We start from the raw sequence: 25,794 nt of genomic DNA on the forward strand, positions 1-25,794 counted from the left end.
TGACCGCCACACTCAACTACATCGACGACCCCGCCCTGTCCATGGGCGCCGCCTTCCAGCAGGCCAACCAGCAGCTCATCCAGGCAGTGTTCGGCCAGGCTCGGTAGACCATGGCCGAGGTGCTCAGTTGCCCACGCCGAGGTCGGACATGAACGCGGACGGGTACCGGTCACCGCGCGCCGCGCCCGCCGGCACGGCCTTCTCGATCTCGGCGAGGTCGTCCGCGGTGAGGTTCAGGTCCATCGCCGGCAGCGCCTCGGACAGCCGCTCGCGGGTGCGGGCACCGGCCAGCGGCACGATGTCCTCGCCCTGCGCGGCCACCCAGGCGATGGCGAGCTGGGCGACGGTGCAGCCCTTCGCCTCGGCGACCCGGCGCAGCGCGTCCACGAGGGCGAGGTTGTGTTCCACGTTCCCGCCCGAGAACCGCGGGCTGAGGCCGCGCAGGTCGCCGGGGCCCGCGGTGTGGCCGGCGGTCCAGTGGCCGGAGATGAGGCCGCGGCCGAGGACGCCGTAAGCGGTCAGGCCGATGCCGAGCTCCCGCAGCGTGGGCAGGACGTCCGCCTCCACCGCCCGGGAGAGCAGCGAGTACTCGATCTGCAGGTCGGCGATCGGGTGCACGGCGTGCGCCCGGCGGATCGTCGCCGCATCGACCTCGGAGAGCCCGATGTGCCGCACGTATCCGGCGTCGACCATCTCCTTGATCGCGCCCACCGTCTCCTCGATCGGGACCGCCCGGTCCAGACGGGCGGGACGGTAGATGTCGAGGTGGTCGGTGCCCAGCCGGGTCAGCGAGTAGGCCAGGAAGTTCTTCACCGCCTCGGGCCGGCCGTCCTGCCCGCCGGACTCGAAGCCCGGCCCCCGTAGCTGGCCGAACTTGACGCTCAGCTGGTAACTGTCCCGGTCCCGGCCGCGCAGCGCCTCGGCGAGCAGCAGCTCGTTGTGGCCCATGGCGTAGAAGTCGCCGGTGTCGATCAGCGTGACGCCGGCCTCCAGCGCGGCGTGCACGGTGGCGATGCTCTCGGCGCGGTCGGTCGCGCCGTACGCACCCGACATGCCCATCGCGCCCAGGCCCAGCGCGGAGACGGCCGGTCCGGTGCGGCCCAGGGTTCGTGTCTGCATGGCGTTCTCCCTCGATGTCGTCGCCGATGTCGCCCCTCACTCTGGGCCGCGCGCCGAGGCGGGCGGAAGCGGAGCGTTCATCATGGGAGAGCCGCTCCCTGGCTCGGCTCGCCGGCCGCGCGGCAGGATGGAGCCATGGAACGTGAGCAGCTCGCCGACTTCCTGCGCCGCCGCCGCGAAGCGATCCGGCCGGCCGAGGTGGGCCTGGCCGACAGCCCTCGCCGCCGTACCAGCGGCCTGCGCCGGGAGGAGGTGGCGATGCTCGCCGGCATGTCGGTGGACTACGTCGTACGCCTCGAGCAGGGCCGCAGCAGCCAGCCGTCCACGCAGCTGCTCGGCGCGTTGGCACGGGCGTTGCGCCTGTCCGACGACGAGCGTGGCCATCTGTTCCACCTGGCCGGTCACCAGCCCCCGCCCGCCGACGGGGTGGCTCGCCTGGCCCGCGCCGGCCTGATGCGGATGCTCGACCTGCTCGGCGACACGCCGGCCGTGGTGATGTCCGACCTGGGCGAGGTCCTGGCCCAGAACCGGCCGGCCCTGCTGCTGATGGGCGACCTCACCCACTTCTCCGGCGACCGGCGCTACATCGTGTACCGCTGGTTCACCGACCCCGCCGCCCGCGCCGCCCACCCGCCCGAGGAGCAGGATCAACAGGACCGCCAGATCGTGGCCGACCTGCGCGCGGTCGCCGGGCGCCGGGCCGGTGACCCGACGGTCGCCGGGCTCATCGACCGGTTGCAAACCGAAAGCGCCGACTTCCGCCGGCTCTGGGCGGAGCACGAGGTGGCGGTCCGGCGGGCCAGCCGCAAGACGCTGCTGAGCCCGCGGGTGGGCCGCCTGGTGATGGACTGCGAGACCCTGATCACGCCCGACCAGGGGCAGCAACTGCTGGTGTTCACGCCGGCGGACGACGAGACCCGCGAGCGGCTGGACCTGCTGCGGGTGCTCGGCCTGGAGGAGTTCCCCGCGGGGTTCACGGCCAGGGCCGAACGTCACGGCCAGGACTGAGCTTGCCGCGCGGCGGGTTCAGAGGCCGAGGTCGTCCAGTTCCTTGTGGAGCTGGGCACGGGAGGCGTCCTGCGGGCCGGCCGTGGTGGCGGCGGGGCGTGGCTGCTTGCGGTCGCGGAACAACAACCCGCCCAGCACCCCGGCCGCGAAGCCGAACGCGTGGGCCTGCCACCAGATGTCTGATGAGCGGAATCATTATCGGGATGAAACATCACGAATGAGCCCAACCCACTGGACCTCTCCGGCCGGAACCTGACAGGACGAGTCACCGCTGGAGCGCGGGAACGGGCCCTGAGCAGGGGAAGGCGCGGCGGTATTCGGTGGGGGCCACGCCGAGGTGGGCGGCGAAGTGGTGGCGGAGGTTGTTCGCGCTGCCGAGCCCGCTGCGCTCGCTGATCTGGTCGACGGGCAGGTCGGTGGTCTCCAGGAGTTGTTGCGCGCGGGCCAGACGCTGGTGGAGCAGCCACTTCATCGGGCTCGTGCCGGTCGCGGCCCGCAGGTTGCGGTGGAAGCTGCGCACGCTCATCCCGGCGCGAGCGGCCAGGTCCTCGACGGTGAGCGGCTGGTCGAGGTGCTCCAGGGCCCAGTGCAGGACGGGGGCGATGCCGTCGTCGGTCACGGCGACGGCGCGTTCCACGTACTGGGCCTGGCCGCCCGGCCGGTGGGCGGGCACGACGAGGCGGCGGGCGAGCTGGTTGGCCACCCGGGCGCCGAGGTCGCGGCGGACGATGTGCAGGCACAGGTCGAGCCCGCCGCTGAGCCCGGCGCTGGTGAGCACGTCGCCGTCGTCCACGTACAGGACCGACTCGTCCACCTGGACCTGCGGGTAGCGCTCGGCCAGCTCGCGGGTGTGCTCCCAGTGGGCGGTGGCGGGCCGGCCGTCGAGCAGGCCGGCGGCGGCGAGCGCGAACACGCCGTTGCACAGCGAGACCATCCGCGCCCCGCGGCCGGCGGCCCGGCGGAGTGCGTCGAGCAGCTCCGCGGGCAGCTCGCGGCCGCCGTTCGTGTACGACTCCGGCACGACCGGGACGATCACCGTGTCGACCTTGTCCAGCTCCTCCAGCCCGTACGGCGCGTTCAGCGTGAACCCCGGCACCGGCGCGGACACCCCGGGCCGTGGCCCGACGAGCCGCAGCTCGTACCACGGGTCGGCGAGATCGGTGTGGGCCACGCCGAAGACCGCCGTGGCGATGCCCAGCTCGTACATGTCCCACATGGAGATGGCGTCGTCGATCACGACCAGCGCCACGGACCCGGCAGTCATGCAGCCCACCCTATGGCAGTAATTTGGTGAATGTCGGCACTCCTGCCAGTGTCGGCCGGCCACGCGCGCTGCCATCGTGGTGAACCGTCACCACCGAAACGGACAGAAAGCGACAGACATGGCAGGAACACCGGTCACGGTCATCGGCATGGGGTTGATGGGCCGGGCGCTGGCCGCCGCCTTCATGAACGCCGGCCACCCCACGACCATCTGGAACCGCACCCCGGGCAAGGCGCAGGCCCTGGTCGAAGCGGGGGCGAGCGAGGCCCCGACGGTCGAGGCCGCCGTCGCCGCCGCCCCGCTCGTGATCGTCTGCGTGCGCGACTACGACGCCGTGCGCGGCTTGCTGGCCCCGGCGGAGCCGGCGCTGGCGGGCCGCGTCCTGGTCAACCTCACGTCGGGCGCGTCCGACGAGGCCCGGGCGATGGCGGAGTGGGCGGTGGAGCATGGGGCCGAATACCTGGACGGGGCGATCATGATGACGCCCCCGGGCATCGGCGCGCCCGAGACGGTCATCCTGTACGGCGGGTCGCCGTCGCTGTACGAGACGCACGAGCAGACCCTCTCCGTGCTGGGCGGCGGCACCACCCTCATCAGCTCCGACGTCGGCCTGCCCTCGCTGTACGACGTCGCGCTGCTGGGGATCATGTGGTCCACGTTCAACGGGTTCATGCACGCCGCGGCGCTGCTGGGCACGGAGAAGATCCCGGCCACGGACTTCCTGCCGATGGCCACCGGCTGGCTCCAGGGGGTGGCGACGTTCCTGACGGCGTACGCGCAGCAGATCGACGACGGCTCCTTCGCCGCCGAGGACGCCACGCTGGAGACCCAGGTGCCGCCCGTGCGGCACCTCATCCACGAGAGCCGGATCCGGGGCATCGACGCGACCATGGCCGAGTACACCGAAGCCCTCCTCACCGAGGCGATCGGCCGCGGTCACGCGCTCGACAGCTACGCCCGCGTCATCGACCACTTCCGGGCATGAACGCCGACCTCGTCGTGGAGGCGGCGGACGAGACGATCGCGGCCCTGGAGAAGGTCGCCGACCGGGACTGGACGCGCCGCGCGGCGGGGCTGGAGTGGACCTGCCGGGCCACGCTCGACCACGTCGCGCTGGGCGTCGTCGGCTACGCCGGGCTGCTCATCGCCCGGCCGGCCGACCGGTACATCACGCTCTTCGCCTCGCTCGACCCGCGGGCGCCCGTCGGCCACTGCCTGGAGGGGATCGGGATCGCGGCCCGGCTGCTGGCCTCCGCCGTACGCGAGGCCGGCGGCGACGCGCGCGCCTGGCACCCGTGGGGCCACTCCGACGGCCCCGGCTTCGCCGCCATGGGGGTCGTCGAGCTGCTGGTCCACGGCATGGACATCGGCCGCGGTCTCGGGCTCGACTGGCGCCCGCCGGAGCACCTGTGCGCCCCCGCCGTGCGGCGCCTCTTCCCCGGGGCTCCGGACGGCGAGGACGCGACCGAGACCCTGCTGTGGTGCACCGGCCGCGCCGAGCTGCCCGGTCTGGGCCGCAGGGACCGCTGGCAGTGGGACGGCGCCGTCCGGTGATCTGAACGCGTTCGCGGGTAGACGCGTGCACCAGGAAGACACAGGGAGGGCGGGATGCGCCGGTTGCTCGCGATCGTCAACTCGTCGGCGGGAAGCGCCGGCGACGAGGTCGTGTCCCGGGTCCTGGCGGAGCTGGGCGAGCACGCCGACACGGTGGCGGCCCGCATCGGCGATCCGGCCGAGCTGCCCGGGGCGCTGGCCGAACACCCCCAGCGGGACCCCGTCGTCCTGGGCGGCGACGGAACGCTGCACTGCCTCGTCGCGGCCCTGGCCGAGCGGGGCGAGCTGGGGCGGCGTACCGTCGGGCTGGTCCCGCTGGGCACCGGCAACGACCTGGCGCGCACCTTGGGCGTGCCGATGGACCCGGTCGAGGCGGCCCGGGTCGCGGCCCTGGGCGAGCCCCGCGCGCTGGACCTGCTGCGGGACGAGGACGGCGGCGTCGTGGTCAACGCCGTGCACCTGGGGGTCGGGGTCGAGGCGGCGCGGGCGGCCCAGCCGCTCAAGCCGGTGCTGCGCCGGTTCGCGTACGCGGTGGGGAGCGTGATCGCGGGAGCGCGGATGGCAGGGCTGCCGCTCAGGGTGGAGGTGGACGGCCGGGTCGTCGCCGACGGGCGGCGCAGGGTGCTGATGGTCGGGATCGGCAACGGCAGGTCCATCGGCGGCGGCACCCCCATCGCACCCGACGCCCGGCCGTCCGACGGCCTCGCCGACGTGGTCGTCTCGTTCGCGACCAGCCCGCTGCGGCGGTTGCTCTACGGGGTGCTGCTGCGGCTCGGACGGCACACGAGCAGGCAGGACGTGGTCACCGTGCGCGGTGCGCGGATCGGGATCTCCGGCCCGCCGGTGCCCGTGAACGCCGACGGCGAGCTCACCGGCCCCGTGACCGGGCGTACGTGGACGGTCGAAGCCGGCGCGTGGCGGCTCAGCGCCGTTCGTGACGGAACGCGGCCCTGAGCTCGGAGACCAGCAGGTCCGGCTGCTCCAGGCCGGGGAAGTGGCCGCCGCGGTCCAGCTCGTGCCAGGAGCGGAGGTCGTGGTAGCGGCGCTCGGCCCAGCGCCGGGCGGTCGGCCACGGCTCGGCGGGGAACAACGAGCAGAAGGTGGGCACCTTCACCGGTTGCGCGTTCTCCTCCTCCGCGCTGCGCGGCACCCACCGCATGGCCTCCCAGTACCAGCGGGCGCTGGAGGCGCCGGTCCCGGTCAGCCAGTACAGGGCGATGCCCTCCGCCTGCTGCGCCAGGCTCACCCCGCCGCCGGCCTCGGGCCGGGTGTCGGAGTAGGCGGTGAACTTCTCGCCCAGCCAGGCCGCCAGGCCGGCGGGCGAGTCGAGCAGGGAGTAGCCGAGCGTCTGCGGGCGGGTGTTCATGATCATCCCGAAGCCGTACCCGTCCATGAGGTGGAGGTCGCGCCGCTCCAGCATGCGCTGCTCCGCCGGGCCGGGGTCGAGCCGGTCCTCGGGCAGCGGGGAGGCGGGCGGCATCGTCAGGTGCAGCCCGGCGACGCGGTCGGGCACCTGGCGGGCCAGCTCGGTGCTGACGTAGGCGCCCCAGTCGCCGCCGTGCGCGCCGAACCGCTCGTAGCCGAGCGCGGCCATCAGCCCGGCCCACGCCCGCGCCGTACGGCCGGGGTTCCAGCCGCGCTCGCCCGGACGTTCGCTGAACCCGAACCCCGGCAGGGCCGGCACGACCACGTGGAAGGCGTCGCTCGCGGAGCCGCCGTGGGCGACCGGGTCGGTGAGCGGCCCGATGACGTTCTCGAACTCCAGCACGGAGCCCGGCCAGCCGTGGGTCAGCACCAGGGGGAGCGCCGCCGGCTCGGGCGAGCGTACGTGCCAGAACGCGATCCGCAGGCCGTCGAGGCTCGCGCGGTAGTGCGGGATCGTGTTCCAGCGGGCCTCCGTGGCCCGCCAGTCGTGCTGCCGCCAGGCGTCGAGCAGCGTCCCGAGCCGGTCCAGCTCGATTCCCTGCGTGGCGTCGGGCACCGTCTCCCGCTCGGGCAGCCGGACGCGGTCCAGCCGGGCCCGCAGGTCCGCCAGGTCGCGGCCGGGAACGTGGATGGGATAGGGCTCGATCTCAGTCGCTAGATTTCCGGACATGGGAGAAACCCTAGGAACGGGCCATCCCCGAATCCATGCGCGAGATTGCCGGGAAACGGTCAGGAATTGCGGTAGGCCGAGGGACGGGCGCCGGTGTGCCGCAGGAAGGCCGTCGACAGAGCGCCGGGGCTGGCGAAGCCGCAGAGCGGCGCGATCTGGGCGACGGTGAGGTCGGTCTCCCGCAGCAGGTGTCGCGCCTTCTCGATGCGCAGCCGGGTGAGGTACCGGTGCGGCGTCTCCCCCGTCGCCCGGCTGAACACGCGGACCAGGTGGTAGACGCTGAGATACACCTCGTCGGCCAGGTCCGCCAGGGTGAGCGGCTCGGCCAGCCGGTCCCGCATGAGGGCGATCGCCGCGCGGACGCGGGCGTCCTCCCGCGCAGGCGCCCGTCCGGCGGGCAGCCGGGCATGGCGGGTGAGCAGGTGCACGGCCAGGAAGGCGGCCGCGGACTCGGCGTACAGGTCGCCGGGCTCCTCGGCGGAGCCGGCGGCGCGGACGGCCTCCTCGATCAGCGGATCGCCGGCGGCCACGGACGCCGCCATGCCCGCGTAGTCCACCGCGCCACCGCCCAGCCGCTCCGCGGCCTGCTCGACGGCGCTGCGCGGGAGGTGCACCTGCACGCTGCGCAGCGGGCCGTCCGCGCGGTAGCGGCGGCGGACGGGCCGGTCGGGGACGGCCAGCTCGAGCCGCCCCGGCGCCCAGGTGTGACGCCTCCACCGGCCACCGGCCCGCGTCTCGATCACGGTCCGGCCCCCTACGGGCAGGACCAGGTGCAGGTCCGGCGCGGCCGGCAACTCCATCTCCTCGACCAGCGGGACGTGCTCGAACCGTTGCACGAGCAAGGACTGCCAGCCGAGGTTCTCCCAGCTGCAGTGCGTCCGGCGCACGTAGCGGTGCATGTCGAAACCGGCATAGGGCTGGAGGTCGAAATGAGCGGAGTCGAACACCATGCGGCCGAGGCTAACGGCACCTGCGCCGTGCCGCCTGACCGGCTGACACAATGCCCGATATGCACAAATCGGACCTCCATCATTACCTCAAAACCGCCCGCGAGTCCCTCGTGTGGAAGCTCGACGGCCTGCCCGAGTACGACGTCCGCCGCCCCCTGACCCCGACGGGCACCAACCTCCTCGGCCTGGTCAAGCACCTGGCCGGCGTCGAGCTCGGCTATTTCGGCGACACCTTCGGCCGCCCGCACGGCGAGTCGCTGCCCTGGTACGAGGACGGCGCCGACGCCAACGCGGACATGTGGGCGACGCCCGGCGAGTCCCGCGAGCAGATCATCGCCCTCTACCACCGCGCCTGGGCCCACGCGGACGCCACGATCGAGGAGCTGTCCCTGGACGCGCCAGGTCACGTCGCCTGGTGGCCGGCCGACCGCAACCCCACCTCCCTGCACCGCATCCTCGTCCACGTGCTCGCCGAGACCACCCGCCACGCCGGCCACGCCGACATCGTGCGCGAGCTGATCGACGGCGCCGTCGGCCGCCAGGAGAGCGACATCCTGCCGAGCGACGACCAGGCCTGGTGGCGCGACTACCACGAGCGGCTGGAGGACGCCGCCCGGCAGGCCGGGTGACCGCCGCGCCCCCGCCGGACGCGTGCGGCTCGCCCCCGCCGGACGCGTGCGGCCGGCCGTCGCTCCGGCGAGCGGCGCCCGCACCGCGAGCGAGGGTCCTACAGCATGTTCCTGATCGGCCCAGGCATCTCGGGGACGGCCTGCCGGCGCAGCTCGTCCACCTCCGCGCGGGTCAGCAGGCGCGCATCCAGCAGGGTCGTGAAGCAGTCGTGCCAGTCCCTGCGCGCCTCGGCGTGCCGCCCCAGGGCGTGCATGGTCTGGCCGGACCACCAGGCGGTCACGGCGTAGCCGATGCGGTATCCGGCTTCGCGCAGGAGCGTCAGCGCCACCTGGTAGGTGTCGGCCGCCTCGGCGAGCCGTCCGGCGTGCATGAAGGCACGGGCCAGGGTCGCGCGGGACGACCCCTCGCCGTACAGGGTGCCGCTCCACCTGGCGACCGCCACCCTCGCCTGCGCGATGGCCTCCTCGAACCGGCCCTCCCGGTAGAGCAGGTGCGCGCGGTTGTTGAGCACGGCGCCCACCGCGTAGGGCTCGTTGATCTCCTCGGCCAGGTCCAGCGCCCGTGACAGGTTGGCGTGGGCGAGATCGAACCGCCCCAGCATGGTGTGGATGATGCCGAGGTTGTTGAAGGATCCCATCCTGCGATGCGGCAGGCCGGCCTTGTCCCAGCACGTCACCGCTCGTTCCAGGTGGTCGATCGCCTGCTCGTAACGCCCCTGGTCGCGGTAGGCCCAGGCCAGGTAGTTCTCCGCCTGCGCCTGGCCGGCCCAGTCGCCGTGCCGCGCGGCCAGCTCGATCGCCTTCAGGTGCACGTCGGCCAGGTGCGTGACCCAGCCGCGGTAGTTGAACGGCATGTGCAGGCCCAGCGCCAGCCCGATGGCGGTGTCCGGGTCGGCGGACCCGGCGGCCTGGTGGGTCACGGCCAGCAGGTTGTCGCGCTCGGCCCCGGTCCACTCCCTGGCCTCGCGCGCGCCGGCGAGCGCGACGCCGGGCTGGTCCGCGCCGTAGTACGGCTCCTGGACCTGCGGGTGCACGAGCTGCGTGGCGGTGTTGGCCGTGGCCAGGTAGTGGTGGAGCCCGCGGCGCAGGGCGCCGGCGCGTTCCTCCTCCGACAGCTCGCGGGCGGCCTGCTCCCTGGCGTACAGGCGGATGAGGTCGTGGAAGCGGTACCGGCCGCGCCCCACGGACTCCAGGAGCCGGGCGACGCGGAGCCGTTCGAGCGCCGCCTCCGCCCGGGACTCGGGCCAGCCGGCCAGGGCGGCGGTGGCGGCCGGGGTGTGGGTGGGCGTGTCGAGCAGGCCGAGGAGCGGGAGGGTGTGCGCGGCGTCGTGGCCGCTCGGCTCCTCGCGCAGGTGCCGGTGGCTGACCGCGATGCTGGCCCGTACGGCCAGGTCGTCGTACTGCAGGGTGTCCAGGCGCCGGGTGGCGTCGGCCAGGCGGTCGGCGAGGTCGGACAGGCTCCAGTCGGGCCGGGCCCGCAGCCGGGCGCCGGCGACCCGGATGGCCAGCGGGAAGCCGTCGCACAGCGCGGCGATCTTCGCGGCGGCCTCGGGCTCGCGCTGGACGCGGTCGGGGCCGGCGATCCTGGCGAGCAGCGTGACGGCGTCGCGGTCGCCGAGCCCGGCCAGGTGCAGGTGGCGGGCATGGTCGAGGGTGGTCAGCGCGTAGCGGCTGGTGACGACGGTCCGGCAGCCCGCCCCCGCGGGGATGAGCGGGCGCACCTGGTCGGCGTCGAGCGCGTTGTCGAGGATGACGAGCAGGTCACTGGCCGCGGTGAGCGACCGGTAGCGCGCGATCGCCTCCTCCAGGCCGGCCGGTACGGCGGAGCCGTCCAGCCCCAGCGACCGCAGCAGGTGCCCCAGGGCGTCGGCCACGGGCAGGGGTTGCAGCCCGGGGGTGGCGCCGTTCAGGTTGACGTAGATGACGCCGTCGCGGAACTGGCCGGCCATGGCGTGCGCGACGTGCACGGCGAGCGCCGACTTGCCCACGCCGCCGGACCCGTCGACCACGGCCACGCCCTCGTGCCGCAACGCCTCCCGCAGCCAGTCCACCTCCTCGTGCCGGGCGGTGAACGACCGGGTTCCGGGGGGCAGCTCGGCGGGCACGATCGGGCCTGCCTGCACCGGGGTGACCAGCTCCAGCGAGGAGTCCCTGGTGAGGATGGCGTGCTGCAGCCGGCGCAGCCGCGCGCCCGGCTCGAGGCCGAGCTCCTCCACCATGGCGGCGCGCCCCTCCTGGTAGACCGCGAGCGCCTCGGACGGCCGGGCCGTCCGGTAGAGCGCCAGCATGAGCTGGGCGCGCGGCCCCTCCCGCAGGGGATGGGCCTGGACGTGCGGCGCGAGGTCGGTCACCACCGCGTGGTGGTCCCCCGCCGCCAGGCGCAGCTCGATGTGGTCCTCGAAGACGGCCAGGCGTTCCTCCTCCAGGCGCCTGGACTCGATCTGCGCCCACGGGTCGGTCAGCTCGGCCAGGGCCCGCCCCCGCCACAGGGCCAGCGCCCGCCGGAACAGCTCGTCGGCCGTGCCCGTCTCACGCCGTTCGCGCGCCATCCGGGCCTGGCCGGCCAGCAGCGTGAAGCGGTGCGCGTCCACCTGGTCGCGGGGCAGGTCGAGCAGGTAGCCGCCGGGCACGGTGGCGATGAGCCCGGGAGGGAGCGTGTCACGCAGTTTCGACACCACGATGTGCAGCTGCTTGCCGGCCGTGGCCGTCGAGGTCTGCCCCCAGACGTCGGCGACGAGCTGGCGCGTGCCGACGGGGCAGCCGGCGTCCAGCGCCAGGCGCGTCAGCACGGCGACGCGGCGGCGGCCCGCCAGCCGTACCGGCTGCCCGTCGATCTTGATCTGCCAAGGCCCGAGGAACCCGATTTCCACTGTCATCAGGGAGAAAAGCCTACGAAGGGGCGGTATATCGGCGGTATGTTCTCCGCTCGGTATGCGGCGGGTATATCGGGCGGCGTCCATGGCCGGGTTCTGTTGACAGCCCATCCAGTGGCTGGCGGAATAGGCGTCCTGTCTCTGGAGGAAACCGTGCGTCCAGCCCGTTCAGCGGCCGTCGTCATGCTCGCGGCCGCTTTCTTATCCGTCCCGCAGCCCGCGCAGGCGGCCGTGTTCAAGCACCCCGGCGTGCTGGTCAGCCGTGCCCAGCTCGACTTCGTCAGAGCCAACCTGGACAAGGAGCCGTGGCGAGCCGCCTGGCGGAAACTGCAACGCCACTCCTTCGCCTCGCTGTCCTACACGCCCACGCCCCGTCCCGTCGTGGACTGCGGCCCGGCGTCGAAGCCCGACAACGGCTGCTCCGACGAGCGCGAGGACGCCATGGCGGCCTACACGCACGCCCTGCAGTGGTACCTGACCAAGGACGCCCGCTACGCGAAGAAGGCGATCCAGATCATGGACGCCTGGTCAGCCGTGATCACCAAGCACACCGGGAGCAACGCACCGTTGCAGACCGGCTGGGCCGGCGCGAACTTCTCCCGCGCCGCCGAGCTCATCAAGCACACCTACTCCGGCTGGACCCAGGCCGGCCGGTTCGCCGGCAAGCTGCGCACCGTGTACCTGCCGACCGTGATCGCCGGCGCGCCGAACAACAACGGCAACTGGGAACTGATCATGACGGACGCCGCCATCGGCATCGCCGTGCACCTGGACGACCGGGCCTCGTTCGACCGGGCGGTCTCGACCTGGCGCGGCAGGCTGCCCGCCTACGTCTACCTGAAGACGGACGGCTCGGTGCCCAAGGCGGCGCCGAGAAGCAAGTACGACACCAAGGCCGAGATCATCGACTACTGGCACGGCCAGACCACGTTCGTGGACGGGCTGACCCAGGAGACCTGCCGCGACTTCTGGCACACCGGCTGGGGCCTGGCGGCCATCGCCCACGTCGCGGAGACGGCCGGCCACCAGGGCGTGGACCTGTACTCCAAGGCCAAGCACCGGCTGCGGTTCGCGATGGACCTCCACGCCCGCCTGCAACTGGGCGGGACGGTGCCGTCGTGGCTGTGCGGTGGGAAGGTCAAGCTCGACCTCGGCGACCACTTCGAGGTCGGCTACAACGCGCTGCACCACCGTCTCGGGTACGACGACATCCCGTCCGCCACGCAGTGGGTGGAGCAGAAGCGCCCCACCGGGGTGTCGCACTTCCTGGGCTGGGAGACCCTCACCCACGCGCAGAACCCGCACCGCGCCGGGATGGGCATGTCGGCCACGCCCGACTTCGACGCCGACGGCGTGGGCGACCTCTTCTCCACTTCCACCGGCACGCTGACCGTCTGGAACGGCCAGGGCGACAACACATTCGGCCCGCCCACCTCGCCCGGCGGCGAGTGGAGCGGCTTCTCCCGGCCCGTCGCCGGTGACTTCGACGGCGACGGCCTCAGCGACCTGCTGGCCGTCAAGAAGGACAGCAACACGCTGCACGTCTGGAACGGCAAGGGCGGCAACACCTTCGGCCCGCCCACCGAGCTCGGCCCCGGCTGGGAGCCCTACGCCGACTCGCTGGTGTCGCTGGGGGACGTCAACGAGGACGGCCGTACCGACCTCGGCGCCGTGCACGCCGAGACCGGCGTCCTCACCGTCTGGAACGGCAAGGGCGGCAACGGGTTCGGCCCGGCCGACCCGATCGGCGGCGGCTGGCTGCCCTTCTCCCGGCCGGTCGCCGGTGACTTCAACCGCGACGGCATCGGTGACCTGCTGGCGGTCAAGAAGGACACCAAGACGTTGTATGTCTGGAACGGCAGGGGGGCGAACAACTTCACCGGCGCGATCGAGCGTGGGCCCGGCTGGGAGCCGTACGCGGGCTCGCTGATGTCACCTGGGGACGTCAACGGGGACGGGAACAGCGACATGGCCGCCGTACACTCCGGAACCGGAACCCTCTACGTCTGGAACGGCAAGGGCGGCAACGCCTTCGGCCCGGCCACCGCCGTCGGCACCGGATGGAAGTCCTCGTTCTGAGCCGCGAGAAACCCCCGAGCCCCATGCGGGTTCGGGGGTTTTCTCATGCTCTGTCAGAAGTACGGTGTCCAGCCGGAGCTGATGGGAGTGCGGGGACCGAACCTGTTGCCGCCCTTGCCGTTCCAGATGTGCAGCGTGCCGTCGCTCGTGACCGCCGCGAGGTCGGTGTGACCGTCCCCGTTGACGTCTCCCGGCGACATCAGCGAGCCGGCGTAGGGTTGCCAGCCGGGGCCGAGCTCGGTGGCCGGGCCGAACCCGTTGCCGCCCTTGCCGTTCCAGACGTGCAGCGTGTTGCTGTCCTTCTTGACGGCCAGCAGGTCGCTGCGGCCGTCACCGTTGACGTCGCCCGCGATCGGACGGCTGAAGGCCGCCCACCCGCCGCCGATCGGGTCGGCCGGGCCGAACGCGTTGGCGCCCTTGCCGTTCCAGACGGTGAAGACGCCGGTCTCGGCGTGCACAGCGCCGAGGTCGGCGCGGCCGTCACCGTTGACGTCCCCCAGCGACATCAGCGAGCCGGCGTAGGGCTCCCAGCCGGGGCCGAGCTCGGTGGGCGGGCCGAAGGTGTTGCCGCCCTTGCCGTTCCAGACGTGCAGCGTGTTGCTGTCCTTCTTGACGGCCAGCAGGTCGCTGCGGCCGTCACCGTTGACGTCGCCCGCGATCGGACGGCTGAAGGCCGCCCACCCGCCGCCGACCGCCGTGGCGGGGCCGAATGTGTTGTCGCCCTGGCCGTTCCAGACGGTCAGCGTGCCGGTGGCTGCGGAGAAGAGGTCACCCACGCCGTCGGCGTTGAAGTCCGGCGTGGCCGAGCCCGTCATCGCGGCGTAGTGGGAGCGCAGCTCCGCTCCCGACAGCTCGCGGTTGTAGATCGCGAACTTGCCGATCGCCCCCTTGAAGAAGGACTTCCCGTCGCGGGTGCCGACCCGGACCGGCGCCGGCCCCGGCTTGGGCTTGATGATGACCTCGTCGGCCGTGCCGGGCCGGTAGGCCAGATGGTCCGTACCGGCCAGCACGCCGTTGCGGTAGATCCGCACCTTGCCGTACGAGCCCTCTGCCGTGTCGAACGTGACGGCGTAGTGGATCCACTCGTTGACCTTGACCGGCTGCTGGAAGTACGCCCCCGCGCCGAGGCCGCCGTCGAGGTTCCACGCGTAACCGGAGATGCGGTTGGGCCGGTTCTCGTCGTTCTCCTTCGAGTACATGCGGCCGGCCCACTCGCGATCGCCACCGCTGCCCGACTTCGTGCCCTTGCCCATGAAGTAGACGTAGCCGGTCTGCTCCTCGTCGGGGAACTGCAGGGTGTGCGGCCTGATCCAGGCCTCCACCGTGAACGCGCCCGTGGTGGAGATGTGGAACGGCTTGGCGGTGGGGATCTCGAAGTATCCCGACGAGCCGTTGAAGACCGAGGTGCCGTCCAGGTTGGGCAGCCTGATCGTGCTGGTGACGCCGCGGAAGGTGCCCTTGTGGCCGTGGCCGGTGCGGTCGGTCTCCGTACCGGCGGAGGGGTGCGAGAGCCGCCAGTAGGCGACCGGGCGGTGCGAGAGCACCAGCTCGTCGTAGGCGCTCAAGCCCGCGGAGCTCGCCGCGGCCGAGTGCGGAAGGCACACCATCGAGGCGCCCAGGCTCGCTGCGGCGAGCAGGCGCAGGCCGAGCGCCCTACCCGGGCCTGGGCCTGGGCCTGGGCCTGGGCCTGGGCCTGGGCCGATCTGAGTCTTGAATGCTTGCACCGCGGCAGACTAGGGAACGGCGGTATGCCGCTGGTATGTCGTCCCGCTCGGCAGGTGGCAGGCGGCCTGCTCGCGGGCGTGCAGGCGGACCAGGTCCGGCATCCGGTAGCGGCCGGGCCCGGCGGGCTCGAGGAGACCGGTGTCCAGGAGGAGGTGGAGCGCGGCCTCCGCCCTGCCTTCCGGCCAGCCCGTGAGAGCGGACATGCCCGCGGCCGTGTGGACGGCGGTCTCCAGCAGCCCGAGCACGAGGAACACGTGGGAGGCGTCATGGCCCGCGGGCTCTCGCAGCAGGTGCCGGAGGCTGACCGCGATGCTGTCGCGGACGGCCAGATCGGCGTGTTGGAGGGCGTCGAGGCGGCGAGCGGGGTCGGCCAACTCGCCTGCCAGGCGCGCGAGCGGGCGGTCGGGCCGGGCGGCCAGGCGGGCCGCCGAGATGCGCAGCGCGAGCGGGAGCCCGCCGCACTGCTGGACGATCCGCCGCGCCGCCTCCGGCTCGTCACGGAGCCGGCGGGGGTCCACGATGCGCCCGAACAGCGCGGTGGCGTCGGCGTGGTCGAGCCGGGCCAGCCGCAGATGGCTCGTGCTGTCGAGCGAGGCCATGATCTGGCGGCTGGTGACGACGACCGCGCACGCGGGCCCCGCCGGGATGAGCGGCCGTACCTGGGCGGCGTCGAGCGCGTTGTCGAGGACGACCAGCAGGTTGCGCGTCGAGGTCAGCGACCGGTAGCGGGCGGCGGCCTCGTCCAGCGTGGGCGGGATGGCGGCGCCGTCGAGCCCGAGCGAGCGCAGCAGCCGGCCGAGCGCCTCGTACGGCGGCAGCGGCTCCAGCCCCGCCGTGGCGGCGCGCAGGTCGACGTGGAGGACCCCGTCGGCGAAACGATCGGCGACGGCGTGCGCGACGTGGACGGCCAGCGCGGACTTGCCCACCCCGCCGGGGCCGTGCACCGCGGCGACGGCGGGCAGCCCGGGCCGGGTGTCGGTGAGCGTCCCGCGCAGCCAGGCGACCTCCCTGGCGCGCGCGGTGAACGCCCGGACGCCGGCGGGCAGCTCGGCGGGAACGACGGGCCTGGCGAGCTGGACCGGGACTGACAGGTCGAGCGCGGGATCCCTGTGCAGCACCGCCCGCTGCAACCGGCGCAGCGTCTCTCCCGGCTCGATGCCCAGCTCCTCGGCCACGACGCGGCGCGTCTCCCGGTACACCTCGAGCGCCTCCGAGGGGCGCGAGGCCCGGTACAGCGCCAGCATGAGCTGGGCGCGCGGGCGTTCCCGCAGCGGGTGGGCCTCGACGTGGGCGGTGAGCACCGGCACCACCGCGAGATGATCACCGGCCTCCAGGCGCAGGTCGACGTGGTCCTCCAGGGTGGACAGGCGCTCCTCCTCCAGGCGGGCGGACTCCGTCTGGGCCCACAGGGCCCCGACACCGGCCAGCGCGTCCCCCCGCCACAGGGCCAGCGCCCGCCGGAACAGCTCGTCCGCCGTGACCAGATCCCCCTGCGCCTTCGCGGCGCGCGCCCGGCGGGCCAGGAGCGAGAACAGGTGGGCGTCGACGCGCTCGCGGGCGAGGTTGAGCTGGTAGCCGCCGGGGACGGTGGTGATGATGTCGTCACCCTGGTACGGCGAGAGCAGGCCACGCAGCTTGGACACCACGATCTGCAGCTGCTTGCCCGCGGTCGTCGCCGCGCTCTCCCCCCAGACCTGCGCGAGCAACTGCTCCGCGGGCACCGGCTGCCCGGCGCTCAGCGCCAGCCTGGTCAGCACCCCGACCCGCCGCTCACCGGCCAGCACGGCCGGCTCGCCATCCGCCGTGACCTCCCACGGCCCCAGCATCTTGATCTCCAGTCCCATCAGAGCTCCCCCTGTCCATGCGGTGGCGGACGCGGATCTCTGCGCCGGGAGCGGGAAGGTGCGGGAACGGGGCGGCGATCTCGATGGTGCGCCGTGGTGACCCTGTCCCGTTCGTCCCTGGGTGAATGGGGATACCCGCTCCCCCATACAGCGGGTATCCGCGGCTGATCACCAGCCTAGGGACGCGCCGCGCGTCACGTTGTCCGGCGAACGCCCTACAACGAGGTCTCGTTCCGGTTGAGCTCGGCGAGCGTGATGAGCCCGTCGTCGAGGGCGCGGCTGACGAGCTCGCTCTTGGTACGGGCGGGCCGGCCCACGTCGGCGTACTTGACCCGGACGCGGGTGATGTAGGTGTCGACGGTCTTGACCCCGATGTTCAGCTTGGCCGCGACCAGCTCCTTCGAGGAGGAGACGAACCACGCCCGCAGCACCTCGGTCTCCCGCTGCGACAGCCGCGGCCGGTCGGCCGCGGTGTCGGCGATGAACGCCCCTGACAGCGACGGCGACGTGTACGGCTGGTCCTGGGCGGCCGCCCTGATGGCCGGGACCAGGTGGTCGGGCCCCTCCCTCTTGGTCAGGTAGGCGAGCGCGCCGAGGTCGACGCACTTGATGGCGACGGCGTCGTCCGTGTGCTGCGAGTACACGATCACGCGCCGGCCGCTGTCGACCAGCCTGCGCAGCTCCCCGAAGTTCGGCAGGCCGGGCACCAGCTCCAGATCGAAGATCACCACATCGGCGGCGGCGCCCGGCCCGGTCCAGACGTCGGCGAGCCGGTCCCCGGCGTCGATGAGCTCGATGGGCGGCACGGCGCCGGCGCACCAGGCGCCGACTCCCGCGGCGATGGCCGCGTGATCGTCGACGATCACCGCGGTGATCAACTCGTCGGCTGCCATCGGGCCTCCATGCGGTCCAGTCGGGGACGAAAGCCTAACGATTGACAGGCCCGTGATCGCAGTGAAATGCGATCACGTGGTACGCCCGCGTTTCAGTACAGTGGCGGAATGGCAGGTGAGCAGGTGAGCGCGCGGGTGGACAGCTGGATCTGGTCGGTGCGGCTCACCAGGACCCGCTCGATCGCGTCCGACGCCTGCCGGGGCGGGCACGTCCGGGTCAACGGGGTGCGGGTCAAGCCCGCCCACGCCCTGCGGGTCGGTGACGAGGTCAGGCTCCGGCACGAGGGCCGCGAGCGCATCGTGGTTGTCTCCCGGATCATCACCAAGCGCGTCGGCGCCGCCGTGGCCGCCGAGTGCTATGTCGACAAGAGCCCGCCGCCTCCGCCGCGCGAGGAGACGGTGCAGGTCGCCGTCCGCGCTCGCGGCGCGGGCCGTCCCACCAAGCGCGAGCGCCGCAGCCTCGACAGGCTGTTCGGCCGCTCGGCCGCGGAGGGCCGGGCACGCCCCGAGTGATCCTGGCCCGCCGCCCGGCTGCCGCGCCGCGGGCACGCCCGGAGTGATCCGCGCCCGCCGTCCGGCTGCCGCGCGGCGGGTACGCCCGGAGTGATCCGGGGCCGCCGCGCGGCTGCCGCGCGCGGCTGCGGCCGGTACTGATCCAGGGGGCGGGCGCGGTCGCGCCGGCCCTCACGGGAGTGACGTGTTTCACCGTCGCCGGCGCCTCATCGACGTCACACTCCGGCCCCCGGGCGCGTCTTGTGTGTAGGCAAGGTTAGGGGGCCCAGGATGCGTTCGTTGTCGGCCAAGCGCCGTTCTTTCCAGTTCTCCCACTGGTCGTTCATGTTCGCCGAGATCGCCGTCTGGTCGTTCGTCGTCCTGCTGGTGACCGGCGCGCTGTTGATGCTGGTCTACGACCCGAGCATGTCGCAGGTGACCTACGACGGCTCGTACGGCCCGCTGCGCGGGCTCCTCGTCAGCGAGGCCTACGACTCGACCATGCGGCTCAGCCTGGAGGTGCGCGGCGGCCTGCTCATCCGGCAGATGCACCACTGGGCGGCGCTCGTCTTCGTGGCGGCCGTCGTGCTGCAGCTGCTGCGCATGTTCCTCACCGGCGCGTTCCGCCGCCCGCGCACCGGGCAGTGGCTGATCTGGGTGACGCTGCTCGCGCTCGGCATGGCCGCCGGCGAGACCGGCAACGCCCTGCCCGACGACATGCTGTCGGGCGGCAGCCTGTGGCTGATGGTGTCGGTGGCGCAGTCCATCCCGGTGGTGGGCGCCTGGGCGACGTCGCTGCTGTTCGGCCCGCAATTCCCCGGTGACCAGGTCATCCCCGTCCTGTACGCGGGGCACCTGATCATCCCGGCCGTCATGGGCGCGCTGCTGATCGCCCGCGAGCTGCTGGTGCGGCGGCACGGCCACTCCCGGTTCGTCGCCACGCTGCCGGGCCGGCGCAGCGCCCGCCCGATGATGGCGACCGCGACGGTCGGCATGCTGATCATCCTCGGGTTCGGGTTCCAGATCGCCCCGATCTGGCTGTACGGGCCCGCCATGCCGACGCAGGTCTCGGCGGGCTCGGTTCCCGACTGGTACATGGGCTTCCTCGACGGCGCGCTCCGGATCATGCCGGGGTGGGAGCTCACGCTCGGCGACTACACGCTCAGCCTCGCGGTCCTCGTCCCCACCCTGGTGATCCCCGGGCTCTTCTTCACCGCCCTGGCCGCCTACCCGACGGCCGAGCGGCTGGTCCTGGCGTGGCGCGACCGCCGTGACGCGCTGGGCCGGCCCAAGACCGCCAGGCGCATGGCCCGCGAGAGGGCCGCCCGTGACGTGCTCGACCGGCCCCGCGACACTCCGGTGAAGACGGCCATCGCGGCCGCCGGGGTCGCGTTCTACGGCCTGCTGTGGGCGGCGGCGGCCAACGACCAGCTCGCCCACCAGTTCGACCTCAACGTCAACACGGTGACGATCTTCTTCAGGTACGCCGTGGTCATCGGCCCCGTCATCGCCTTCGCCGTCACCCGGTGGATCTGCCTCGGGCTCCAGCAGGCGGACCGCCACGTGGCCGAGCACGGCGTGGAGACGGGGATCATCACGCGGTCGGCGGACGGCGGCTTCCACGAGCGGCTGGAGCCCCGGGAGCCGGCGATCACCGGACGCCGGTGACGCGGAGCCTGCCGCGATGAGGGGCTGCACCGCCGTGGCCGGGCGGTGCAGCCCCTCCGCCAGGACGCTCCGACAGGGCGTTCCGACAGGGCGCCCCTTCGGAGTGCTCCGTCAGGGCGCTTCGTCAGGCGCCGCGAGCAGCAGCCCGGCGGCCGCCACGACCACCCCGATCAACGCGTAGAGGAAGGCCGTGCGGAAGCCGCCGACGCCCGCGGTGCCGGCGGCCACTCCCACCAGGACCGCGAGCCCGAGCGCACCACCGAGCTGATCCACCGAGCGCTGCACGCCCGCCGCGGCACCGGCGTCGCTGTCGGTGACGCCGTGCAGCGCGGCGTTCTGCAGGGCGATCAGGCCGAGGCCCATCCCGGCCGCGATGCCGGCCATGCCCGGCAGCACGTCCACGGCGTACGTGCCCTGGTCGGGCAGGCGCGCCAGCCAGCCGAGACCCGCCGCCGTGCACGCCAGCCCCACCAGCGCGGTGCGCTTCACGCCGAGGGCGCCGATGAGCCGGGACACCTGGGAGACGGCCAGGAGCAGCGCCGCGCAGAACGGCAGGAAGGCCAGCCCGGCCTGCATCGGGCCGAACCCGATCACGTCCTGCAGGTAGAGCGTGAGCAGGAAGAACGCGGTGGACAGCGCCGCGCTCAGCAGCACGGTCACGGCGTTGGCCACGGCCCGGATGCGGTGGCGGAAGAAGGACAGCGGGACGAGCGGGTTCCCGGCCCGCGCCTCGACGGCCACGAAGGCGGCCAGCAGCAGCACGCCCGCCACCACGGCCGCCGGCGCCGCCTCCAGCACGCCGTACACGAGGCTGAGCGGGCCGGCCGTCAGCAGCGCGGCGCCCGGCAGGTCCAGCCGCCCGGCACGGGCGCCCGGCCGGTCGGCCGGCACCAGCTTCGGGGTGATCAGCAGCACCGCGGCGGCGAGCGGCACGTTGATGCCGAAGATCCAGCGCCAGTGCAGCAGCTCGGTGATGACTCCTGACAGCAGCACGCCGGCCACGAGCCCCCCGGAGGAGATGGCGCCCCAGATCCCGAGCGCCCTGGCCCGTTCAGCGGGCCCGGGGAAGAGCAGCGCGATGAGTGACATCGCCGCGGGCGAGGCCAGCGCCTCACCGGCCCCCTGGGCGAAGCGGGCGGCGATCAGCGCCGGCAGGCCGGGAGCCAGCCCGGCGGCCAGCGAGGCCAGCCCGAACAGACCGGCGCCGAGCAGGAACATCCTGCGCCGGCCGAGCAGGTCGGTGATCCTGCCGCCGAGCAGCAGCAGCCCACCGCCGACCAGGGTGTACCCGGTGACGACCCAGGTCAGGGAGGCGGCCGGGGCGGCGAACTGCGCGCCGATGGACGGCAGCGCCACGTTGACGACGGTGACGTCGATGGCGATGAGGAACTGCAGGAGCGAGAGGAGAGCGAGGGCCGCCATCCGGCGGCCGGCGGGCACGCCGGCGCGTGCCTCGGAAGGGGTGTTCACGACGTGGGTTCTCCAGGTAGCGGGACTTCGCGACCGCTGGGTCGCAAGGACGCTTCCGTGCCGGTACGGCGAGACGGCCGCAGCGGCCCCGGCCGGTGCGGCTACGCCGTGAAACGGCACACCTGGAACTACTCGGTGACAGCGATACCCACGTCGTGGATCCTAGCAAGGGGTCAGCGGGCCGGGGTCCGGGGACGGTTCCACCAGAGGGAGAGCGACAGGGCCGCGGTGATGAGGACGGCGCCGCCGGCGGCGAAGGCGGCGGCGGTGTCGACCTGCCGGCGGATGACGGTGAAGCTGCCGGGCAGGGAGTCGAGCGCGCTCTGGAGCTGGTCGGCGTTCTCGGCGCGGTGGTAGGAACCGCCGGTGGTCTGGGCGATCCGCTTGAGCGCGGGCTCGTCGATCAGGCGGACGTTGCGGCCGCCCCTGTCGAATCCGCCGCGCCCGCCGCCCCAGCCGCCCCAGCCGCCGTCGAACTGGGAGTTGTCGCAGACCATCGGGGCCGGGTTCGTGGTGCCGAAGCCGATGGTGAAGACGCGCAGGCGGCGCACGGCCGCCTCCTGGGCGGCGGTCTGCGGGTCCACGCCCTGGGTGTTGGCGCCGTCGGTGAGCACGACGATGGCGGCGCCGGCGTAGCCTTCGCCGGCCTCGCCGGTGGGGGTCGCCCCGGTGGGCGGAATCGACGGGTCGACGTCCGAGATCGCGTCGATCGAGGTGAGCATGGCCTGCCCGATCGCGGTGCCGCGGTAGGTGGTGAGGTTGTCCAGCGCCTTGATCAGCGCGTCGGTGTCGTCGGTGGGCGGGACGAGCAGGCCTGCGGTGCCCGCGAAAGTGACCAGGCCGATGCGCGGCCCGCCCCGCTGCGACTCGATGAACTCCGCGGCGGCCTTCTTGGCGGCGGTGAGGCGGTTGGGGTCGACGTCCGTGGAGCACATGGAGCCTGAGGTGTCGAGCGCGAGCAGGATCGTCGCCGACGTCTGCGGCACCGGCACCGACGCCTGCGGCCGCGCGGCCCCGACCGCGAGCAGCGCGAGCCCTGCGACGAACAGGGCCGGGGGGATCACGCGGATCCAGCGGGTCCGGCCGGGCAGGGCGGCGCGTACGAGCGCGATCGAGGTGACCCGCACGGCGGCCCGCCGGCGGCGGCGCCGCGCCCACCAGCGGATGGCGAAGATCAGCGGGATGATCAGGACGGACAGCAGCGCCCACGGCCATGAGAACGTCATTCAGATCACCCGTCCCGATCGCAGCACGGTGAGCGCCGCTCCCGCGGTGAGCAGCGCCAGGGCGAGCCCGATCAGCCCGCCGGCGAGGGGCAGCGGCTCGTCGGAGACGGTGAGCCGCAGATCGATCGTGTCGGCGATCCCGTCGAGCCGCGCGGCGTCGGAGGCGGGGTGGTAGCCGCCGCCGGTGGTCTCGGCGATCATGGTGAGGGCGTCCTCCTCCAGCGAGGTCTGCAGGTGGTACCCGTCGACCTGCACCGTCGCCCCGGCCGTCGTGCCCACCCCCACGGTGTGGATGTGCACGCCTGCCTTCTGGGCCACTTCGGCCGCCCGTTCGACGTCCGTGTCCTGGCTCGGGTCCCGGTTCTGGCCGTCGGAGAACATCACGATCGTCGCCGACGGCCAGTAGCCGATGTCGGGCGCGTTGCCGTCACGGCCGATGGCCACCTGCTTGCCGGTGATCGCCGACAGGGAGCCCAGGATGGCCGTGCCCAGCGAGGTGCCGCCGGTGAGCTTCAGCCGTTCGATGGCCTTGAGCGCGATGGAGTGGTCGGCGTCCGGCCGTGCGGTGGTGAGCGCGCCCTGTTCGAACGCCACCACCCCGATGTCGACGCTGGCGGGCTGGGCCGCCACGAACGCGCGGGCCGCCCGCTGCGCCGCCGCCAGCCGGTTGGGCGCGATGTCGTCGGCGCCCATGCTGTTGGAGACGTCGACGGCCAGGATGACGGTGCCCGCCGCCCGCGGGACCGGCAGCATCGCCGTCGGCCCTGAGGTGGCGATCGCGAGCACCCCGACGCCGGCGATCGTCAGGCCGGCGCCGAGGTGGGTCCGCCGGCCGCCCGGTACGGCGACACCGGCCGCGGCGAGCGCAGCCGCGCGGCGGCGGGCCGAGACGACGGCCGCCCAGGCGAGCGCCACCGTGACGAGCAGCCCGACGGCCAGCAGCAGCGGGGAGGACAGGGTCATGGGGCCTCCCCCGCCGAGCCCGCGCTCCCGGTCGTGGAGTCTGCCCCGCCCAGCCCGTGCTCCCTCCCGGTCATGGCGACCGGTCCCGGGTCCTGGCGACGACCTCGACGAGCGCCTCTGCCAGGTCGCGGTCGGTGCCGACGCGGTGGACGGGCACCCCGGCGCGGCGCATGCCCGCCGCGAGCCGGGCGTCGCGGGCGTCCACGGCCTCGCGGAAGCGCACCCGGAGCAGCGGGTCGGCGGAGTCGACGACGAGCTGCTCGCCGGTCTCGGCGTCCTCCACCACGATCAGCCCCGCCTCCGGCAGGACGTCGTCGGCGGTGTCCACGATCCGCAGGGCGACCACCTCGTGCCGCCTGGCCAGGCGCTGGAGCGAGCGTTCCCAGTCGCCGTCGCCGATGAAGTCCGACAGCACGACGATGAGCGCGCGGCGGCGGGCCAGCCGTCCGGCCGCGTCGAGCATCTCCGCCAGGTCGGTGGTGGCGCCGCCGTGCGACTCGGCGGTGCGTTCCAGCTCGGCGCCGATCCGCAGCGTGTGCCGCCGGGTGGTGCCGGGCGGCACGACGCGCACCATCCCGGTGTCGAACAGCAGCGCGCCGACGCGGTTCCCGCCCCGCCCGAACAGCCGGGCCAGGACGAGGGCGAGCTCGGCGAGCACGTCGTGCTTGCCGCGCCCCGGCCGCCCGGCCGTCATCGACGCCGACCGGTCGAGCACGAGCCACACCGTCAGCTCGCGGTCCTCGGTGAACACCCGCAGGTGCGGCTCGTCCAGCCGGGCGGTGACGTTCCAGTCGATGTGCCGGGCGTCGTCGCCCTCGCTGTAGGCGCGCAATCCGGTGAAGTCGATCCCGGCGCCGCGGTGGGTGGTGCGGTGGCCGCCCTGGAGCCGGCCGTCGAGCCTGCGCACGACCTTCCACTCCAGGCGGAGCAGGAGTTTCTCGGGAGCGGTGGCCATGACGGCTCAGCGGTTCTGCAGGACGACGTCGGGCGCCCTGACGGCCCCGAGCACCCTGGTGATGACGGTGTCGGCGTCGACGTCGTCCGCGAGGGCCTCGTACGACAGCACGAGGCGGTGGCGCAGCACGTCGAGCGCGAGCTCGGACAGGTCGTGCGGCAGGACGTAGTCGCGTCCGCGCAGGAACGCCAGGGCCCTGGCGCCCGTGACGAGCGCGATGGAGGCCCGCGGGCTGGCCCCGTACGTGACGTACCGCTCCAGCTCGCCGAGCCCGGCCGTCGCCGGGGAGCGCGTCGCGGAGACCAGCCGCACCGCGTAGTCCACGATCGCCGGATCGACGTACACCTCCCGCGCCCGCACCCGCATCGCCATCAGCTCCTCGGCCGTCATCATCGGCTGCGGCTGCTCCGGCGGGCGCAGCGCCCGGTCGACGATCGCCTGCTCCTCGGCCTGCGTCGGGTAGTCGACGACCACCTTCATCATGAAACGGTCGACCTGCGCCTCGGGCAGCGGATAGGTGCCCTCCGACTCGATCGGGTTCTCCGTCGCCATGACCAGGAACGGCTCGGGCACCCGGAACGTCTCGCGCCCGATCGTCACCTGGTGCTCCTGCATCACCTCCAGCAGGGCGCTCTGCACCTTGGCGGGGGCGCGGTTGATCTCGTCGGCCAGCAGCAGGTTCGCGAACACCGGGCCGAGCTCGGTCCTGAACTCCCCGGAGTGCTGGTGGTAGACCCGCGTGCCGACGAGGTCGGCGGGCACCAGGTCGGGTGTGAACTGGACGCGCTGGAAGCTCCCGGCGATCGCGGCGGCCAGCGACCGCACCGCGAGCGTCTTGGCCAGGCCCGGCACGCCCTCGACGAGCAGGTGCCCGTCGGCGACCAGCGCGACCGCCATGCGTTCCAGCAGCACGTCCTGGCCGACGATCGTGCGCTTGACCTCGAACAGCACCTGTTCGAGCGGATGAGATTCTGTCGAGGTCATGCG

Annotated in this window: 21 protein-coding genes; 8 read left to right on the forward strand and 13 right to left on the reverse strand. The window is 73.3% G+C overall.

Going from position 1 to position 25,794, the window contains the following annotated elements:
• Nucleotides 1–123: 123 nt before the first annotated feature.
• The gene (locus tag AB0I79_RS53450; protein ID WP_357891699.1) at nt 124–1,119 is read right to left on the reverse strand and encodes an aldo/keto reductase; all 996 of its coding nucleotides are present in this window, start codon (nt 1,117–1,119) and stop codon (nt 124–126) included.
• A gap of 135 nt (nt 1,120–1,254) precedes the next feature.
• On the opposite strand from AB0I79_RS53450, the gene AB0I79_RS53455 reads away from it, so the two are divergent.
• Nucleotides 1,255–2,127 carry a helix-turn-helix transcriptional regulator gene (locus AB0I79_RS53455; protein WP_357891702.1) on the forward strand — a complete coding sequence of 291 codons (873 nt, stop codon included), beginning with the start codon at nt 1,255–1,257 and terminating at the stop codon, nt 2,125–2,127.
• 265 nt (nt 2,128–2,392) lie between these two features.
• Here the strand turns inward: AB0I79_RS53455 and AB0I79_RS53460 are convergent, their stop codons facing one another.
• Nucleotides 2,393–3,391: a helix-turn-helix domain-containing protein gene (locus AB0I79_RS53460; protein WP_357891705.1), complete on the reverse strand. Its 999-nt coding sequence runs from the start codon at nt 3,389–3,391 to the stop codon at nt 2,393–2,395.
• 79 nt (nt 3,392–3,470) lie between these two features.
• Here AB0I79_RS53460 and AB0I79_RS53465 point away from each other — a divergent pair, with 79 nt between their 5' ends.
• From AB0I79_RS53465 to AB0I79_RS53475, 3 genes are read left to right on the forward strand one after another with little or no spacing between them, the layout of a single operon-like run.
• Nucleotides 3,471–4,376: an NAD(P)-binding domain-containing protein gene (locus tag AB0I79_RS53465; protein WP_357891939.1), complete on the forward strand. Its 906-nt coding sequence runs from the start codon at nt 3,471–3,473 to the stop codon at nt 4,374–4,376.
• Nucleotides 4,373–4,945, forward strand: a complete 573-nt coding sequence (locus tag AB0I79_RS53470; protein WP_357891707.1) for a maleylpyruvate isomerase N-terminal domain-containing protein — start codon at nt 4,373–4,375, stop codon at nt 4,943–4,945. The genes AB0I79_RS53465 and AB0I79_RS53470 overlap by 4 nt, the downstream gene beginning before the upstream one ends.
• 54 nt (nt 4,946–4,999) lie before the next feature.
• Complete coding sequence (locus tag AB0I79_RS53475; protein WP_357891710.1) at nt 5,000–5,899, forward strand: diacylglycerol kinase family protein; 900 nt, start codon at nt 5,000–5,002, stop codon at nt 5,897–5,899.
• Here AB0I79_RS53475 and AB0I79_RS53480 read toward each other — a convergent pair.
• Complete coding sequence (locus tag AB0I79_RS53480; protein WP_357891713.1) at nt 5,868–7,040, reverse strand: epoxide hydrolase family protein; 1,173 nt, start codon at nt 7,038–7,040, stop codon at nt 5,868–5,870. The two genes, AB0I79_RS53475 and AB0I79_RS53480, sit on opposite strands and share 32 nt — an antisense overlap.
• 59 nt (nt 7,041–7,099) lie before the next feature.
• Nucleotides 7,100–7,990, reverse strand: coding sequence for an AraC family transcriptional regulator (locus tag AB0I79_RS53485; protein ID WP_357891716.1), 891 nt, complete (start codon nt 7,988–7,990; stop codon nt 7,100–7,102).
• A gap of 59 nt (nt 7,991–8,049) precedes the next feature.
• On the opposite strand from AB0I79_RS53485, the gene AB0I79_RS53490 reads away from it, so the two are divergent.
• On the forward strand, nt 8,050–8,619 hold the full coding sequence (locus tag AB0I79_RS53490; protein ID WP_357891719.1) for a DinB family protein: 570 nt from the start codon (nt 8,050–8,052) through the stop codon (nt 8,617–8,619).
• Nucleotides 8,620–8,717: 98 nt separating this feature from the next.
• Here the strand turns inward: AB0I79_RS53490 and AB0I79_RS53495 are convergent, their stop codons facing one another.
• Entirely contained in the window at nt 8,718–11,495 is a 2,778-nt protein-coding gene (locus tag AB0I79_RS53495) for a BTAD domain-containing putative transcriptional regulator (protein WP_357891722.1), read from the reverse strand.
• A 150-nt stretch (nt 11,496–11,645) separates the two neighbouring features.
• On the opposite strand from AB0I79_RS53495, the gene AB0I79_RS53500 reads away from it, so the two are divergent.
• Nucleotides 11,646–13,571 carry an FG-GAP-like repeat-containing protein gene (locus AB0I79_RS53500; RefSeq protein WP_357891725.1) on the forward strand — a complete coding sequence of 642 codons (1,926 nt, stop codon included), beginning with the start codon at nt 11,646–11,648 and terminating at the stop codon, nt 13,569–13,571.
• A gap of 53 nt (nt 13,572–13,624) precedes the next feature.
• Here the strand turns inward: AB0I79_RS53500 and AB0I79_RS53505 are convergent, their stop codons facing one another.
• The 3 genes from AB0I79_RS53505 to AB0I79_RS53515 all read right to left on the reverse strand — a co-directional run bounded on the left by AB0I79_RS53505 (nt 13,625) and on the right by AB0I79_RS53515 (nt 18,033).
• The gene (locus AB0I79_RS53505) at nt 13,625–15,136 is read right to left on the reverse strand and encodes an FG-GAP-like repeat-containing protein (protein WP_357891728.1); all 1,512 of its coding nucleotides are present in this window, start codon (nt 15,134–15,136) and stop codon (nt 13,625–13,627) included.
• A 168-nt stretch (nt 15,137–15,304) separates the two neighbouring features.
• The gene (locus AB0I79_RS53510) at nt 15,305–17,140 is read right to left on the reverse strand and encodes a BTAD domain-containing putative transcriptional regulator (protein WP_357891731.1); all 1,836 of its coding nucleotides are present in this window, start codon (nt 17,138–17,140) and stop codon (nt 15,305–15,307) included.
• A 215-nt stretch (nt 17,141–17,355) separates the two neighbouring features.
• Nucleotides 17,356–18,033 (reverse strand): response regulator transcription factor, encoded by a 678-nt coding sequence (locus AB0I79_RS53515; RefSeq protein ID WP_357891734.1) that lies wholly within the window; start codon nt 18,031–18,033, stop codon nt 17,356–17,358.
• 108 nt (nt 18,034–18,141) lie between these two features.
• On the opposite strand from AB0I79_RS53515, the gene AB0I79_RS53520 reads away from it, so the two are divergent.
• Both AB0I79_RS53520 and AB0I79_RS53525 read left to right on the forward strand, forming a co-directional pair.
• A complete protein-coding gene (locus AB0I79_RS53520; RefSeq protein ID WP_357891737.1) occupies nt 18,142–18,546 on the forward strand; it encodes an RNA-binding S4 domain-containing protein in 405 nt (134 codons plus the stop codon).
• A 270-nt stretch (nt 18,547–18,816) separates the two neighbouring features.
• Nucleotides 18,817–20,193, forward strand: coding sequence for a cytochrome b N-terminal domain-containing protein (locus tag AB0I79_RS53525; RefSeq protein ID WP_357891740.1), 1,377 nt, complete (start codon nt 18,817–18,819; stop codon nt 20,191–20,193).
• Between the two features lie 111 nt (nt 20,194–20,304).
• On the opposite strand, the gene AB0I79_RS53530 is transcribed toward AB0I79_RS53525, so the two are convergent.
• The 5 genes from AB0I79_RS53530 to AB0I79_RS53550 all read right to left on the reverse strand — a co-directional run bounded on the left by AB0I79_RS53530 (nt 20,305) and on the right by AB0I79_RS53550 (nt 25,791).
• Nucleotides 20,305–21,663, reverse strand: coding sequence for an MFS transporter (locus AB0I79_RS53530; RefSeq protein ID WP_357891743.1), 1,359 nt, complete (start codon nt 21,661–21,663; stop codon nt 20,305–20,307).
• A 173-nt stretch (nt 21,664–21,836) separates the two neighbouring features.
• Nucleotides 21,837–22,889: a VWA domain-containing protein gene (locus tag AB0I79_RS53535; RefSeq protein WP_357891746.1), complete on the reverse strand. Its 1,053-nt coding sequence runs from the start codon at nt 22,887–22,889 to the stop codon at nt 21,837–21,839.
• Nucleotides 22,890–23,852: a VWA domain-containing protein gene (locus tag AB0I79_RS53540; RefSeq protein WP_357891749.1), complete on the reverse strand. Its 963-nt coding sequence runs from the start codon at nt 23,850–23,852 to the stop codon at nt 22,890–22,892.
• Between the two features lie 70 nt (nt 23,853–23,922).
• A complete protein-coding gene (locus AB0I79_RS53545) occupies nt 23,923–24,807 on the reverse strand; it encodes a DUF58 domain-containing protein (RefSeq protein WP_357891752.1) in 885 nt (294 codons plus the stop codon).
• Between the two features lie 6 nt (nt 24,808–24,813).
• A complete protein-coding gene (locus AB0I79_RS53550; RefSeq protein ID WP_357891755.1) occupies nt 24,814–25,791 on the reverse strand; it encodes a MoxR family ATPase in 978 nt (325 codons plus the stop codon).
• Nucleotides 25,792–25,794 lie beyond the last annotated feature (3 nt).

Source organism: Nonomuraea sp. NPDC050202 (assembly GCF_040656115.1).
In the GTDB taxonomy this organism is placed as follows: domain Bacteria; phylum Actinomycetota; class Actinomycetes; order Streptosporangiales; family Streptosporangiaceae; genus Nonomuraea.